The organism is Martinezella hainanensis, from assembly GCF_900094555.1.
GTDB lineage: Bacteria > Pseudomonadota > Alphaproteobacteria > Rhizobiales > Rhizobiaceae > Rhizobium > Rhizobium hainanense.
The window spans coordinates 257,251-270,366 of the sequence record NZ_FMAC01000002.1 but is presented as its reverse complement, the minus strand read 5'-3'; the positions used below and the strand labels follow the sequence as shown (position 1 = coordinate 270,366).

Genomic DNA, 13,116 nt, shown 5'->3' with positions numbered 1-13,116 from the left:
CATGATTGCAGTGCATGTTCGAAAGGTTGGGCCTCGCGCCTGATATAAAAGCAGGCCTATATATCAGCGGGAAAACCCAAACCAACGGCGAGCGATCTACTGCTCCGCCTTCGGCGCAATCGTCAGTTCCGAACCATAGGCCTCGCGCAACTCATCCTGCCCTTTCACGCGATCAACTGACTTGTGAAGCAGGATCGAGCGATAACCCTCCGAACTTCGCCCCTCGATCAAGGTGACATCGGCGTTTCCCGGATTATCCGAGCGCTCGAACCAATCGACCGGATGATGCAGGAAGTTCATTTCGAAGGCGCGGTTGGTGACGCCGTGGCCGACGATGATGACATTGTTTTTACCGTTTTCGGCATCGTGCATGACGGTCTGCAGAAACAGGCGGACGCGCTGGGCGACGTCGGCACGGCTCTCGCCGTCCGGCGGGCGCGCATAGAACTTGCCGTTATTGTTGCGCAGCCGCGCCCATTTCTCGAATTCGTCGGGGAATTTCCGCTTCTGCTCGGCGTGGTCGTAGATTTCGGTGAAGAGCCCGAAATCCTGCTCGCGCAGCAGATAATCCTCCCTGACATCCTGGATGAGATCGGCCGGCAAGATCTCCAGCAAAGCATCCTTGCTCTGCCGTGTCCTCAGGAAGGGCGAATACCAGACGCTCAGTTTACGCAATTCGGCTGATGGCAGCCCTTTCAGATAGACAGCAACCGCCTGCCCCGCCGTCAACACCTGCCGATAGCCCCATTTCGTCAGCGGAACATTGTGGTCACCGAACTGCCGGTAGGTCCGGTCATCGATGTTACCGAGGGATTCGCCGTGCCGAACGAGAAAGATGCGCATGAACTATCCCTATTGCTGCAATTCGCCTCTCATCATATGGGAGCGCGCGGCGGGTGCAACGCTGCGACAGGCGGGAGCTCACGATTTGGCCCGAGGATCGAGGCCGCTTCCGGGCAAAACGGCATAATTTCGCTCCCACCCTTGCCTTTCGGAGAAAAATCCGTATAAGCCGCCCTGTTCGCAACCCGGTCTTCTGGCTGGTGGCTGAACGGAGGGCCGGTTTCCGTGAGGAAATCGTCGGAACGGAAGCGTTCCAGCCTCCCGTGTCTCCGCTCTCGACCGTCTCGGAAACGCTTTTCTTGCTTGGGTTTACCCTCTCAGGAGCAGTCGTTGAGGCTTAGCCGCCGAATATCGGGTTCAGACCAACGCAAGAAAGGCAAAGCTGTCATGGCTCTTTACGAACATGTATTCCTTGCCCGACAGGATATTTCCGCTCAGCAGGTCGACGCCCTCGTAGAACAGTACAAGGGTGTCATCGAAGCTCACGGCGGTAAAGTCGGGCGTATCGAGAACTGGGGCCTCAAGTCCCTCACCTACCGCATCAAGAAGAACCGCAAGGCTCACTACGCCCTGATGGACATCGATGCTCCGGCAGCTGCGATCCAGGAAATGGAACGCCAGATGCGCATCAGCGAAGACGTCCTGCGTTACATGACGATCGCTGTTGAAAAGCACGAAGACGGCCCGTCGGCCATGATGCAGAAGCGCGACCGTGACGACCGTCCGCGCCGCGATGGCGACCGCCCGGAGCGCAGCTTCGGCGATCGTGGTCCGCGCCCGGATCGTGGTGACCGCGAAGACCGTCCGCGCCGTCCGCGCGAAGACCGCGTATAAGGAGATTTGAGAATGTCTGAAGTTTCCTCCGCACCGGTCCGTCGTCCGTTCCATCGCCGCCGCAAGACCTGCCCGTTCTCGGGCGCCAATGCGCCGCGCATCGACTACAAGGACGTCCGTCTCCTGCAGCGCTACATTTCCGAGCGCGGCAAGATCGTTCCTTCCCGCATCACGGCCGTTTCCCAGAAGAAGCAGCGCGAACTCGCCCAGGCGATCAAGCGCGCCCGTTTCCTCGGCCTGCTGCCCTACGTCGTCGCCTAATAGCGCCTGACGCCGAATGAATAAAGGGAAGGCAGCGATGCCTTCCCTTCTCCCTTTCGCGATGGGCGCGGATCGGAACCTTGAAACCCCATGTTGGGGACGGCTTTCAGGCCCGCGTGGCGAAGGCATCCTCTAACTGCTCGATACGAAGCAGGACAGCGACGTGAAAAAGTTGAACGCAAAAGAGCTTGGCATCGGCGCGCTCGCCGGTCTGACCGCCGCCCTACTCGTGTACGGCGCGACGGTGCAGCCATTGCTGTTCATCTTGTTCGGCGCGCTTTCCGCTCTTCCGATCCTGATCGTCGGCCTCGGCTGGGGCAATATGGCCGTCATCGTCGCCGTCGCGGCGGCCGGCATCGTCGGAACGATCATCGGGCCCTCGATCTATTTCGGGCTGTTTGTCCTGCTGCTGACGCTGATCCCCGCATGGCTCAGCCATCTCGCCAATTTGGCGCGTCCCGCCTCCGAACTCGGCGGACCGGACAATCTGATGGCCTGGTATCCGCTCTCCGACATCATGCTGCACCTGTGCGGTCTCGCCGCGGTCGTCATCATCGTCGCCGGCGCAGTCATGGGCTATGGCGCCGATCTGGTGGGCCAGGTCGTCGATGCCTACATCGGCGCGATGAGCCAGCAATCTCCCGATCTTCAGCTCAATCCGATTGCGATCGCGAAGATGAAGTCGCTGATGCTCTACATGATCCCGATTGCCTGGGGCATGATCTGGGTCATGATGCTGCTGGCTGCCTATTATGTGGCCACCCGCATCGTCGCGGCTTCGAGCCACAATCTGCGTCCGCGCGAGGACATTCCCTCGGCGCTGCGCATGAACCGCAATGCGATCTTCGTCTTTCTCGCGGCAATCGTCGCGATCTTCTTCGGTGGCGTCCTGGCCCTCATCGCCGCCGCCGTGCTCGGTGCCTTCGGCGCGGGCTTCATCGTTTCCGGCTTCGCATCGCTGCATTACCGGACACGCGGCAAGGATTGGCGCCTGCCGGTGCTGATCATCTGCTACCTGATGACCTTCGTGCTGACGCTGCCGCTCTTCATCATCCTTGTTCTCGGCCTCTACGATACCCGCAAGGCGATATCGCTGACCCCGAACAAGGATGCCGACACACCCAAACAAAACACGAAAATCTGATATCGAAAGGAACAACGAAAATGGAAGTCATTCTTCTCGAACGCATCTCCAAGCTCGGCCAGATGGGCGAAACCGTCAAGGTTCGCGACGGCTTTGCCCGTAACTACCTGCTGCCGCTCGGCAAGGCACTGCGCGCCAACGCCGCCAACAAGGCTCGTTTCGAAGCCGAACGTGCAACGCTCGAAGCCCGTAACCTCGAGCGCAAGAGCGAAGCCCAGAAGGTTGCCGACGTTCTCGGCGGCAAGTCCTTCATCGTCGTTCGCTCGGCTGGCGAAACCGGCCAGCTCTACGGTTCGGTCGCTGCTCGCGACGTCGTCGAAATCCTCGCCGCAGAAGGCTTCAACATCGGCCGCAGCCAGGTTCACCTGAACACGCCGATCAAGGCCATCGGCCTGCACGACGTTGCTATCGCACTTCACTCCGAAGTCGAAATCCACGTTCAGCTCAACGTCGCTCGTTCCGCTGAAGAAGCCGAGCGTCAGGCCAAGGGTGAAACCCTCACCTCCGCCGACGCCATCTACGGCGTTGACGAAGACGCTCTGCGTCCGGAAGACTTCTTCGATCCGGAAGCTGACCGCGACGGCGACGAAGAAGCTTGATCCTCAAGCCTTCTCAAGATTACGAATGAAAGAAAGCCTGGGTCTTCCGACCCAGGCTTTCTTGTTTTCTGGCAGAGGATAGAGAGAACCCCTCGGTCAGTCGTTATCCTTAATCTCCGGCAGAGGCGCCGAATCCTTGTCGATCGAAACGACCACGGACATGCCAGGCGCCAGCTGATCCGCCAGTGGCTGGCCATCCTCGATCTTGACCCTGACGCCGAGACGCTGGGCGACCTTGGTGAAATTGCCCGTAGCGTTGTCGGGCCTGATGACGGCGAATTCCGAGCCCGCGGCTGGAGAGAAGCGCTGGATGCGGCCCTTGATCTCGCGACGCCCGAGCGCATCTACGGAGATCGTGGCAGGCTGATCGAGCTTCATGCCGTCAAGCTGCGTTTCCTTGAAATTGGCGATGACCCAGACGTCTTTCGGGACGAGGTTCATCAGCTGCGTGCCGGGCGTTACATATTGGCCGAGGCGCACGCCGATTTCCCCGATGCGGCCGTCTTGCGGCGCCCTGATCGTCGTATTGTCCAGATCGATATCGGCAAGCTGCACGGCAGCCTCCGCACCGCTGACGCCTGCCTCGAGCGAGGCGCGATTGACGATGATCGTCGTCAGGTTCTGCTGGGAGACGTCGAGGGCAGCCTTTGCCTGATTGACCGATGCCTGTGCCTGCTGCAGCGTCGCCTGCGCCTGTTCGGAATCGCTTGTCGTCGACACCCCTCTGGAGACCAGCGTCGTGACGCGATCGGCGGCAAGCTGGGCACGTTTCAGCGCTGCGTTGGCGCTGTCGATCTGCGCCTGGCTGGAGACGATGCCGGCCTTGGCAGCCTGCTCCTGCTGCTGCGAATTGGCCAGCGCCGCCTTCTGTCCATCGAGCGTGGCATGCGCCTGCGCCACCTTCTGTTTGTAGATGCGGTTATCGATCTGGGCGAGCACATCGCCCTCCTTCACGAGCTTGTAGTCCTTGATCGGCACGTCGGTGATATAGCCGCTGACCTGTGGGCTGATGGTCGTGACATAGCCTTTGACATAGGCGTCGTCTGTGGTCTCGACCGCAGTTTTGAAGGGTGGCAGGTGCCAGGCATAGAGCACCAGCATGACACCGCCGACACCAGCGAGAACGGCGATGACTTCGATTGGGGAGCGAACGAGCCTCGACATGGAGCTACTTCATATCCTCATTGGTTAGATGTCACGACCTCCAACCGATCGTCGGCCAGACGTGCTCTGACGAAGCGGAAGAGGACATGGATGGATAGGCCGGCAAGAGAAAGGAAGGCGATCACGGCGGCAACGAGGAAAGCGTCTCCATAGGCGAGCATGTTGGCCTCACGGCTAACCTGCGCGCCGAGCAACGCCACCCCCTCCCCCTTCAGAAGCGCACTATCACCGATCACCTTGCCATAGGAGGATGAAAGCTGGCTGACGCGATTAGCCACGTGCGGATCGGTCAGCAGCACGTGCTCGGTCAGCACGGCGGAATGGAACTTTTCGCGAATGGTGATCAGCGTGCCGTAAAAGGCCGAGCCGATAAGACCGCCGATGCTCTGCGTGAAGGTGAAGACGACGAAGAAGGTCACCAGATAAGGCGGTCCCTTGGTGATGGCCGCCTTGAAACCCTCCGACATGGATGGCGGCAGGAAGAGAGCCGCGCCGGCTGCGACCAGCGCCTGGCTGAGATACATCTGCTCGGGACGGGTCAGGTTCGTCACCTGAGAATCCATCAGGCAGCCAACGCCCATCAGGACGAGTGCGACGAACTGTATCTGCCAGCTGAAGCCATAGCTCATGAACACGGTGCAGATGAGACCGCCGATGACGGAGAAAGCCAAGATGATCCAATAGAGCATGGAGAGCTGATCGTAGAGCAGCCCGACCGCGTTCTGATAAAAGGTCATGACGACCGAGGTCTGCTCGGCGGCAATGATTCGGAAGATCAGAAGGATCGCCGTCAGGTGCAAGATTTCCGGCCGGAGCAGCCAGCGGACGTCGATCAAAGGCGTCGAACGTCTCAGCTCGACGACGATCGCAACGGTCAGGGACGCGACGGCGATCGCCAAGACGACCCCGAGCCATGGTACCTCCAGCCACCAGTAGAGGCGCCCGACCGACAGGGCAACAGCCAGACAGCCGAAACCGATCGCCACAAGGAGATAGCTGAAGATATCGCCCAGAACGATGACCTTGACGCGCGGCGGCGGCGTCAGCGGCAAGAGATAGATGATCGGCATGACCAGCAGCGCCAGCGCCATTTCGAGCGTGTAAAGGCCGCGCCATTCCCCATAATCCAGCAGTGAGGGCGATACGAGGCGAGTGATGGGAGCAGCAAGCAGCGTATTCATCATCGCCAGGCTGACGCCGATCGTCATCTTCTTCGCCGGCTCGAAGGCTTCCAGCATATAAAGGAAACCGAGAGTCGACAGCGGCGCGCCGGCAATGCCGCTCAAGAAGCGAACGACGATCGCCGAATGCAGGTCGGAGACGAAGAGATTGAGCAACGAGGCGAGCACGAAGCCGAGAATGCTGACCTCGGCGAAATTGCGCACGCCATATTGAAGACGGATCTTCACCAGCGCGATGGCGAGGCTGACATTGGGCGCCATATAGGCGGCCGACAGCCATGCGGATTCGGTGGTCGTCGCCGCGATGGTTCCCTGGATCTGCGTGAGATTGGCGAAGGCGAGGTTGAGACCCAGACCCTGGGTCAGGAAGAACATGACGGATGCCGCAATATAGAGCGGCACTTTCCAGCCCGGCATAGGCGGTGGAGCGGGTGGGACGGCGTTGGCTTCCGCGTTGGCGACCGCGCCCGGATCACCGCTCATACTCTACCTCATGATTTGCCCACATTCTGGAGGTTGGCCGTCATGGCACGGATCACCTTCAGCGCCATGCCGACGTCCTCGTCCGAAATCCCCTCCAAGATATCCGCGCGCACACCGGTGGCAAGAGCCTCGACTTCGGCGGCGACGACTTTTCCGGATTCCGTCATGAATATCTGCTTGGCGCGGCGATCGGATATCGCGGCGCGGCGCTCGATGAAGTTCTGTGCCTCCATGGCATCGAGGATGCGCACGAGCGTCGGCGTTTCCAGCTCCAGCTCGTCGGCAAGCTCCCTCTGGTTGATCCCGTCCCGGCGGGAGAGCTTGCGAAAAACCCTTGCACGGGAAAGCGTCATCCCGTGTTCGCGAACGAGAGCGTCAAACGCTGCCCTCAGCTTGCGATTGAACGCGGAAAGGTCGTCGAAGAGTTCTTGTCTTGATGGCGCACCTGGCATTGTTGCAACTTTATACTATTAGCATCCTACCCTAATCCAAAGGAAATACCCGGATTTTCCCAGCTTTTCAAGCATGATAGCCGCAACAATTGATGTACACGGCGAAAGACCCGGCTAAAATATTCCCCACGGATAGTTTGCATATGTGATTCGTGTGTCGATCTTTTCGTTGCAAAGTGGCCACAAGAGATTTTTTACGTGGCGGAAATCTGTCCCTGTGGACGAGTGGAAAAACGTTGATAGGCCAGCCCTATTTGCCCCGCTCCGGGTGGACACCCATTTGCACGGTTGACCATGACATCGGATCGTCGCAAACCAGTCGACACCCTAAAGCATGAAGAGATGGAAAATGAACGAAGCTGCGCGAAAGCTCGCCGCCATTGCTCCCGCCGACCAGCACTATCGCGAAGCGCCGAACAATATCGAGGCGGAGCAGGCCCTGCTCGGCGCCATCCTCGTCAACAACGATGCCTATTACCGCGTCTCCGACTTCCTTAAGCCGATCCATCTCTATGAACCGCTGCACCGCAAGATCTTCGAGGTCGCGGGCGACATCATCCGCATGGGCAAGACCGCCAACCCGGTGACCATCAAGAGCTTTGTGCCGGCGGACGAAAAGGTCGGCGACATGACGGTCGCGCAGTATCTCGCGCGCCTCGCCGTCGAAGCCGTGTCGATCATCAATGCGGAAGACTATGGCCGCGCCATCTACGATCTGGCGCTGCGCCGCGCGCTGATCACCATCGGCGAGGACATGGTCAATATCGCCTATGACGCGCCTCTCGACATGCCGCCGCAGACGCAGATCGAGGATACCGAACGCCGGCTGTTCGAACTCGCCGAAAACGGCCGCTACGACGGCGGCTTCCAGTCCTTCAACGATGCCGTGGCGCTCGCCATCGACATGGCGGCCGTCGCCAAGGAGCGCGACGGCGGTCTTTCGGGCATCTCCACGGGCATTCATTCACTGGACAGCAAGATGGGCGGCCTGCAGCGCTCCGACTTGATCATCCTTGCCGGACGTCCCGGCATGGGCAAGACTTCGCTTGCCACCAACATCGCCTACAACATCGCCGCCGCCTTCGAAGGCGAAGTGCAGGCGGACGGTTCCACCAAGGCGAAGAACGGCGGCGTCGTCGGCTTCTACTCGCTGGAAATGTCGTCCGAACAGCTCGCCACCCGTATCATCTCCGAGCAGACGGAAGTCTCCTCCTCGAAGATCCGCCGCGGCGATATCAACGATGCCGATTTCGAAAAGCTGGTGGCCTGCTCGATGATGATGCAGAAGGTGCCGCTCTATATCGACCAGACCGGCGGTATCTCGATCGCCCAACTCGCCGCCCGCGCCCGCCGTCTCAAGCGCCAGCGCGGCCTCGACGTGCTGGTCGTCGACTACGTTCAGCTGATGACCGGCTCGAAAAAGTCGGGCGAGAACCGCGTGCAGGAAATCACCGAGATCACCACCGGCCTGAAGGCGCTCGGCAAGGAGCTCAACGTTCCGATCGTTGCGCTCTCGCAGCTCTCGCGTGCGGTCGAAAGCCGCGACGACAAGCGGCCGCAGCTTTCGGACCTTCGTGAATCCGGCTCGATCGAGCAGGACGCCGACGTGGTGCTCTTCGTGTTCCGCGAGGAGTATTATGTGAAAAACCAGGAGCCGCGCGATCCGAACGATCCGAAATACGCGGAATGGGAAGCCCTGTTCGACCGCGTGAAGGGCACCGCCGACGTCATCATCGCCAAGCAGCGTCACGGACCGACGGGCACGGTGAAGCTCGCCTTCCAGTCGGAGTTCACCCGCTTCGCCGATCTCGCCGACCCGTCTTTCACGCAGTACGAGGAACATTGAGGCGGGCACTTATCGGCGCATCTGTGTGATCTTTGTACCAATGCTGCCGTCAGACCGTAGCTTTCGGTCCGAGGCGAAAGTCCATCTTACAATGGCAGGCGCAGTTCACCTATGGAGATGCGCCTTATGAGATCGATGAAAAGCTGGCATTCCGCAACCATGACCCGTTGTTCTAGCGAAAGCACGTCATCGTCGTGATGGATTTGAACAGTCGAGGTGACCACGGTTCGTCCGTGGTCATACTCTCCGTCAACGAGATGGATTGTTGCACCTGTTTCTGTCTCTCGATTGTCGAGCACGGCTTGATGAACCCTTCGCCCATACATCCCCAACCCGCCATATCGCGGCAACAGTCCCGGATGAACATTCAGTATCCGCTTATCAAACGCGGCTAGCGTGAGTGGACCAAGCTTCTTGAGATAGCCGGACAAAACAACCATCTCAGCACCGTGGGCGATGAGCATATCACGAAGCTGTCTGTCCGCTTCAGCTTCCCTATCCTTCGTCGGAATGTGAAATGCGGGGATACCGTTTGCCGCGGCATAAGTCAGCGCTGCGGACGAAGCCTTATTGCTGATCAGCACGACGGCGGCAGCGTTCGTTTCATTCGCTCGGATGGCCTCGTTGACAGCACGAAACGATGTTCCATTGTTTGATGCAAGGAACGCTATTGCGAGTTTATCCATTTGAGACCTCGTTGATCGATGCTATCGCGACAGCCGAGATTCCCATTAATGGCAACCGGCGAAGATTTTCAATGAGCGCAAATCGCACGAAGTTGCCGCCAGAAAATCTGGTGGGAGTTGCCGGCTAATTCCGCATCCGTGCGCCGCAGCACTTTTTCTTTTCATCGATGACCATTATCCTGGCCGGAGCCAAATCACCTCCGGCCATTTTCTTGTTCAGGCGGCTCCATGACAGATATTTTCAATGACGATGATGCTTTTGCTTCCGCCGGCCTGCGGCTGACGGTGGATCTCGGCGCGCTCGTCGAAAACTGGCGCGACCTGGCTCGTCGCTCGGGAAAAGCCCGCACGTCGGCGGTCGTCAAGGCCGACGCCTACGGGCTCGGGATCGAGGATATCGGCGAAACCCTATATGCCGCCGGTGCCCGCGATTTCTTCGTCGCCACCGCCGATGAAGGCGCGACCTTGCGGCTCTATGCGCCCGAGGCCCGCATCTTCGTGTTGAGTGGCATCTGGCCGGGCTTGGAGCGCCGGTTCTTCGAAAACGACCTTGTGCCCGTCATCGCTTCGGAGGAACAGCTGACCTTCTGGATGTCGGTTCTCTCGGAATATGGCGACTATCCTTGCGCCCTACAGGTCGATACCGGCTTCAACAGGCTCGGGCTGCCGATGGATGATGCGATCGCGCTTGCCGACGACGTTTCCCGCCCGGCAAGCTTCGCGCCCGTTCTCGTGATGAGCCATCTTGCCTGCGGCGACGATCCCTCGAATGCGATGAACAAGCAGCAACTCGAGGCCTTCCGCAAGGTCAGCAACGCCTTCGAAGGCATCGAGGCGAGCCTTGCCAATTCGGCCGGCATTTTCCTCGGGTCGGATTACCATTTCGACCTCACTCGCCCCGGCATCGCCACTTATGGCGGCGAGGCGGTTCCCGGCATGGCCAACCCGATGCGGCCAGTTGCAACGGCAGAGGCGCGGATCATCCAGACGCGCTCGGTCAAATCAGGTGAAACGGTGGGATATGGCCGCGCTCTACAGCTGACCCGCGACAGCCGGCTGGCGATCGTCTCGGCTGGCTATGCCGATGGCTATATGCGCAGCCAGTCGAGCGGCGGCGTGCCGCTGCGCCAGACCGGCATTGCCGGCGGCCATGGCTTCGTTGCCGGCCACAAGGTGCCCGTTGCCGGCCGCATCACCATGGATCTCACCATTTTCGATGTCACCGACCTGCCTGACAATCTTGTCCGTGCCGGCGACTATATCGAGCTCTTCGGAAACAACATCTCCGTCGACGAGGCGGCAAGGTCGGCCGGAACGATCGGCTACGAGATGCTGACGAGCATGGGGCTGCGGCACGAACGCCGGTATATCTCGGAAGAGACCGAGGAATAGCCACAGCTATTCCTCAAAGCGCGTCAGCGCGCGCTGATTGCCAGTCGGACGCCGAGGGCGACGAACAGCGTGCCGAGACCGCGGTCGAGCCACAGACCCAGGCTTCGATTGCGCCGAAGGGCCTCGCTCAAACGGCCGCCGAGCAGGATGAGCGGCGGCTCGATGAAGGCGGCCACCACGATAATCAGACTGCCATGCAGCAGAAGCTGTGCCCAGACCGGGCCGGCGCCTTCGACGACAAATTGCGGCAGGAAGGCCAGAAAGAAGATCGCGACTTTCGGGTTGAGCAGCGAGACCATGATGCCTTGCCGATAGATACGACTGAAAGACAGGGTCTTGCCCGCCTCCCTGATCCATGCCCCCTCGCCCTTCGAGCGCAGCGCCTGGATGCCGAGCCAGATCAGATAGGCCGCGCCGACCCATTTGACCGTCGAGAAGGCTAGCGCCGAAGCGGCGAGGATCGCCGACAAACCCGCCGCCGCCATCAACACATGCAGGCACGCGCCGCTCCAGATCCCGAACAGCGCCGCAAAGCCGGAGCGCATGCCGCTTCTGATTGTATGGCCGAGAATGAAGGCGATGTCCGGCCCCGGCGACAGATTGAGGAGGATTGCAGCGGTCAGAAACCCGATCCAGTGAGCAAGCGAATAGTCAAACATCGGTCATCATCCATAAAAACCCGGCATAAAAGCTGACACGATCGCCATTGATACGGAAATCATTAGTTTTGATAGGCCGGGAAAGACATTATTTGACAGCCGATCGCGATTCGCTGCGAAGAGCGAAGCATTTGAACTTGAGAACAGCATCCGATGGCTAAGGCCCGTACACAATTCATCTGCCAGAACTGCGGCACGGTCCACAATCGCTGGGCCGGCAAGTGCGACAGTTGCGGTGCTTGGAACACCATCGTCGAGGAAGATCCGATGGGCGGGATTGGCGGCGGACCGGCAAAGACACCGCGCAAAGGCAAGCCGGTGACGCTGACGACGCTATCAGGCGAGATCGAGGAAGCGCCACGCATCCATACCGGCATATCCGAGCTCGACCGCGCGACGGGCGGCGGCTTCGTGCGCGGCTCGGCCGTCCTTGTCGGCGGCGATCCGGGCATCGGCAAGTCGACGCTGCTGATGCAGGCTGCAGCTGCCCTTGCCCGTCAGGGGCACAAGATCGTTTATGTCTCCGGCGAAGAGGCCGTGGCGCAGGTTCGCCTGCGCGCCCAGAGGCTGAAGGCGGCCGACACTGAAGTGCTGCTCGCGGCCGAAACCAATGTCGAGGATATTCTGGCGACGCTTGCGGAAGGCAAGCGGCCGGATCTCGTCATCATCGATTCCATCCAGACGCTGTGGAGCGAGCTTGCCGAATCCGCGCCCGGCACGGTCACACAGGTGCGTACCGGCGTCCAGGCGATGATCCGCTTCGCCAAGCAGACCGGTACGGCCATGGTGCTCGTTGGCCATGTTACCAAGGACGGCCAGATCGCGGGGCCGCGCGTCGTCGAGCACATGGTCGATGCCGTCCTTTATTTCGAAGGCGACCGCGGCCATCATTACCGTATCCTGCGCACGGTGAAGAACCGCTTCGGTCCCACCGACGAGATCGGCGTCTTCGAAATGTCCGACGCCGGCCTGCGCGATGTGCCGAACCCGTCCGAACTCTTCCTCGGAGAGCGCAACGAAAAATCGCCCGGTGCGGCCGTCTTTGCCGGTATCGAGGGCACCCGCCCGGTGCTGGTGGAAGTCCAGGCTCTGGTCGCGCCGACATCGCTCGGCACGCCGCGCCGCGCCATCGTCGGCTGGGATTCGGCACGCCTGTCGATGATTCTCGCCGTTCTCGAAGCGCATTGCGGCGTGCGCCTCGGCCAGCACGACGTTTACCTCAATATCGCCGGCGGCTATCGCATTTCCGAGCCGGCTGCGGACCTTGCCGTCGCTTCTGCACTGGTTTCCTCCTTGGCCGGTCTTGCTCTGCCCGCCGATTGCGTCTATTTCGGCGAAGTCAGCCTGTCGGGCGCCGTCCGGCCGGTTGCGCACACCGCCCAGCGCCTCAAGGAAGCCGAGAAGCTGGGTTTTTCCGCGGCCGTTCTGCCTGCCGCTTCCGCCGACCTGCCGAAGGTCAACGGTGGACGCTGGACCGAGATCGACAGCCTGCCGGATCTGGTGGCGCGCATTGCCGGATCGAAGGGTGCGCTCAAGCGCGCGGAAGACGAAGACTGAGCCTTACTTCAGCCG

13 protein-coding genes are annotated in these 13,116 nt (G+C 60.4%); 7 read left to right on the top strand and 6 right to left on the bottom strand.

Annotated features, from left to right (window positions below; genetic code table 11):
* Positions 1 to 96: 96 nt before the first annotated feature.
* A complete protein-coding gene (locus GA0061100_RS07710; protein ID WP_075852162.1) occupies positions 97 to 843 on the bottom strand; it encodes a histidine phosphatase family protein in 747 nt (248 codons plus the stop codon).
* 387 nt (positions 844 to 1,230) lie between these two features.
* Between GA0061100_RS07710 and rpsF the strand changes: the two genes are divergently transcribed.
* From rpsF to rplI, 4 genes are all read left to right on the top strand, one after another.
* On the top strand, positions 1,231 to 1,677 hold the full coding sequence (rpsF, locus tag GA0061100_RS07705; protein ID WP_015339354.1) for a 30S ribosomal protein S6: 447 nt from the start codon (positions 1,231 to 1,233) through the stop codon (positions 1,675 to 1,677).
* Between the two features lie 12 nt (positions 1,678 to 1,689).
* Positions 1,690 to 1,938 carry a 30S ribosomal protein S18 gene (rpsR, locus tag GA0061100_RS07700; RefSeq protein WP_004122103.1) on the top strand — a complete coding sequence of 83 codons (249 nt, stop codon included), beginning with the start codon at positions 1,690 to 1,692 and terminating at the stop codon, positions 1,936 to 1,938.
* 163 nt (positions 1,939 to 2,101) lie between these two features.
* Positions 2,102 to 3,082, top strand: a complete 981-nt coding sequence (locus tag GA0061100_RS07695) for a DUF2232 domain-containing protein (protein ID WP_075852161.1) — start codon at positions 2,102 to 2,104, stop codon at positions 3,080 to 3,082.
* Between the two features lie 20 nt (positions 3,083 to 3,102).
* The gene (gene rplI / locus GA0061100_RS07690) at positions 3,103 to 3,681 is read left to right on the top strand and encodes a 50S ribosomal protein L9 (RefSeq protein WP_075852160.1); all 579 of its coding nucleotides are present in this window, start codon (positions 3,103 to 3,105) and stop codon (positions 3,679 to 3,681) included.
* A gap of 96 nt (positions 3,682 to 3,777) precedes the next feature.
* Here rplI and GA0061100_RS07685 read toward each other — a convergent pair whose 3' ends face one another.
* Genes GA0061100_RS07685 through GA0061100_RS07675 form a run of 3 tightly spaced genes read right to left on the bottom strand, consistent with a single transcriptional unit; the run spans position 3,778 to position 6,961 of the window.
* Positions 3,778 to 4,845, bottom strand: coding sequence for an HlyD family secretion protein (locus GA0061100_RS07685; protein ID WP_075852159.1), 1,068 nt, complete (start codon positions 4,843 to 4,845; stop codon positions 3,778 to 3,780).
* A gap of 17 nt (positions 4,846 to 4,862) precedes the next feature.
* Positions 4,863 to 6,509 carry an MFS transporter gene (locus tag GA0061100_RS07680; protein ID WP_075852158.1) on the bottom strand — a complete coding sequence of 549 codons (1,647 nt, stop codon included), beginning with the start codon at positions 6,507 to 6,509 and terminating at the stop codon, positions 4,863 to 4,865.
* 8 nt (positions 6,510 to 6,517) lie between these two features.
* Positions 6,518 to 6,961 carry a MarR family winged helix-turn-helix transcriptional regulator gene (locus tag GA0061100_RS07675; RefSeq protein WP_075852157.1) on the bottom strand — a complete coding sequence of 148 codons (444 nt, stop codon included), beginning with the start codon at positions 6,959 to 6,961 and terminating at the stop codon, positions 6,518 to 6,520.
* Positions 6,962 to 7,310: 349 nt separating this feature from the next.
* Here GA0061100_RS07675 and GA0061100_RS07670 point away from each other — a divergent pair, with 349 nt between their 5' ends.
* Positions 7,311 to 8,807 (top strand): replicative DNA helicase, encoded by a 1,497-nt coding sequence (locus GA0061100_RS07670; RefSeq protein WP_075852156.1) that lies wholly within the window; start codon positions 7,311 to 7,313, stop codon positions 8,805 to 8,807.
* A gap of 86 nt (positions 8,808 to 8,893) precedes the next feature.
* Here the strand turns inward: GA0061100_RS07670 and purN are convergent, their stop codons facing one another.
* Positions 8,894 to 9,493, bottom strand: coding sequence for a phosphoribosylglycinamide formyltransferase (purN, locus tag GA0061100_RS07665; protein ID WP_075852155.1), 600 nt, complete (start codon positions 9,491 to 9,493; stop codon positions 8,894 to 8,896).
* Positions 9,494 to 9,721: 228 nt separating this feature from the next.
* On the opposite strand from purN, the gene alr reads away from it, so the two are divergent.
* Positions 9,722 to 10,885: an alanine racemase gene (gene alr, locus GA0061100_RS07660; protein ID WP_075852154.1), complete on the top strand. Its 1,164-nt coding sequence runs from the start codon at positions 9,722 to 9,724 to the stop codon at positions 10,883 to 10,885.
* Positions 10,886 to 10,908: 23 nt separating this feature from the next.
* Here alr and GA0061100_RS07655 read toward each other — a convergent pair whose 3' ends face one another.
* Positions 10,909 to 11,544, bottom strand: a complete 636-nt coding sequence (locus tag GA0061100_RS07655) for a LysE family translocator (protein WP_075852153.1) — start codon at positions 11,542 to 11,544, stop codon at positions 10,909 to 10,911.
* 153 nt (positions 11,545 to 11,697) lie between these two features.
* On the opposite strand from GA0061100_RS07655, the gene radA reads away from it, so the two are divergent.
* On the top strand, positions 11,698 to 13,101 hold the full coding sequence (gene radA / locus GA0061100_RS07650; protein ID WP_075852152.1) for a DNA repair protein RadA: 1,404 nt from the start codon (positions 11,698 to 11,700) through the stop codon (positions 13,099 to 13,101).
* Positions 13,102 to 13,116: the final 15 nt, after the last annotated feature.

What these genes read in the sequence shown, in the direction of transcription:
- rpsR (WP_004122103.1), top strand. Translation starts at nt 1,690, where the DNA reads ATGTCTGAAGTTTCCTCCGCACCGGTCCGTCGTCCGTTCCATCGCCGC.
- rplI (WP_075852160.1), top strand. Translation starts at nt 3,103, where the DNA reads ATGGAAGTCATTCTTCTCGAACGCATCTCCAAGCTCGGCCAGATGGGC.
- radA (WP_075852152.1), top strand. Translation starts at nt 11,698, where the DNA reads ATGGCTAAGGCCCGTACACAATTCATCTGCCAGAACTGCGGCACGGTC.
- GA0061100_RS07680 (WP_075852158.1), bottom strand. Translation starts at nt 6,509, where the DNA reads ATGAGCGGTGATCCGGGCGCGGTCGCCAACGCGGAAGCCAACGCCGTC.
- rpsF (WP_015339354.1), top strand. Translation starts at nt 1,231, where the DNA reads ATGGCTCTTTACGAACATGTATTCCTTGCCCGACAGGATATTTCCGCT.
- alr (WP_075852154.1), top strand. Translation starts at nt 9,722, where the DNA reads ATGACAGATATTTTCAATGACGATGATGCTTTTGCTTCCGCCGGCCTG.
- GA0061100_RS07655 (WP_075852153.1), bottom strand. Translation starts at nt 11,544, where the DNA reads ATGTTTGACTATTCGCTTGCTCACTGGATCGGGTTTCTGACCGCTGCA.
- GA0061100_RS07670 (WP_075852156.1), top strand. Translation starts at nt 7,311, where the DNA reads ATGAACGAAGCTGCGCGAAAGCTCGCCGCCATTGCTCCCGCCGACCAG.
- GA0061100_RS07685 (WP_075852159.1), bottom strand. Translation starts at nt 4,845, where the DNA reads ATGTCGAGGCTCGTTCGCTCCCCAATCGAAGTCATCGCCGTTCTCGCT.
- purN (WP_075852155.1), bottom strand. Translation starts at nt 9,493, where the DNA reads ATGGATAAACTCGCAATAGCGTTCCTTGCATCAAACAATGGAACATCG.
- GA0061100_RS07710 (WP_075852162.1), bottom strand. Translation starts at nt 843, where the DNA reads ATGCGCATCTTTCTCGTTCGGCACGGCGAATCCCTCGGTAACATCGAT.
- GA0061100_RS07675 (WP_075852157.1), bottom strand. Translation starts at nt 6,961, where the DNA reads ATGCCAGGTGCGCCATCAAGACAAGAACTCTTCGACGACCTTTCCGCG.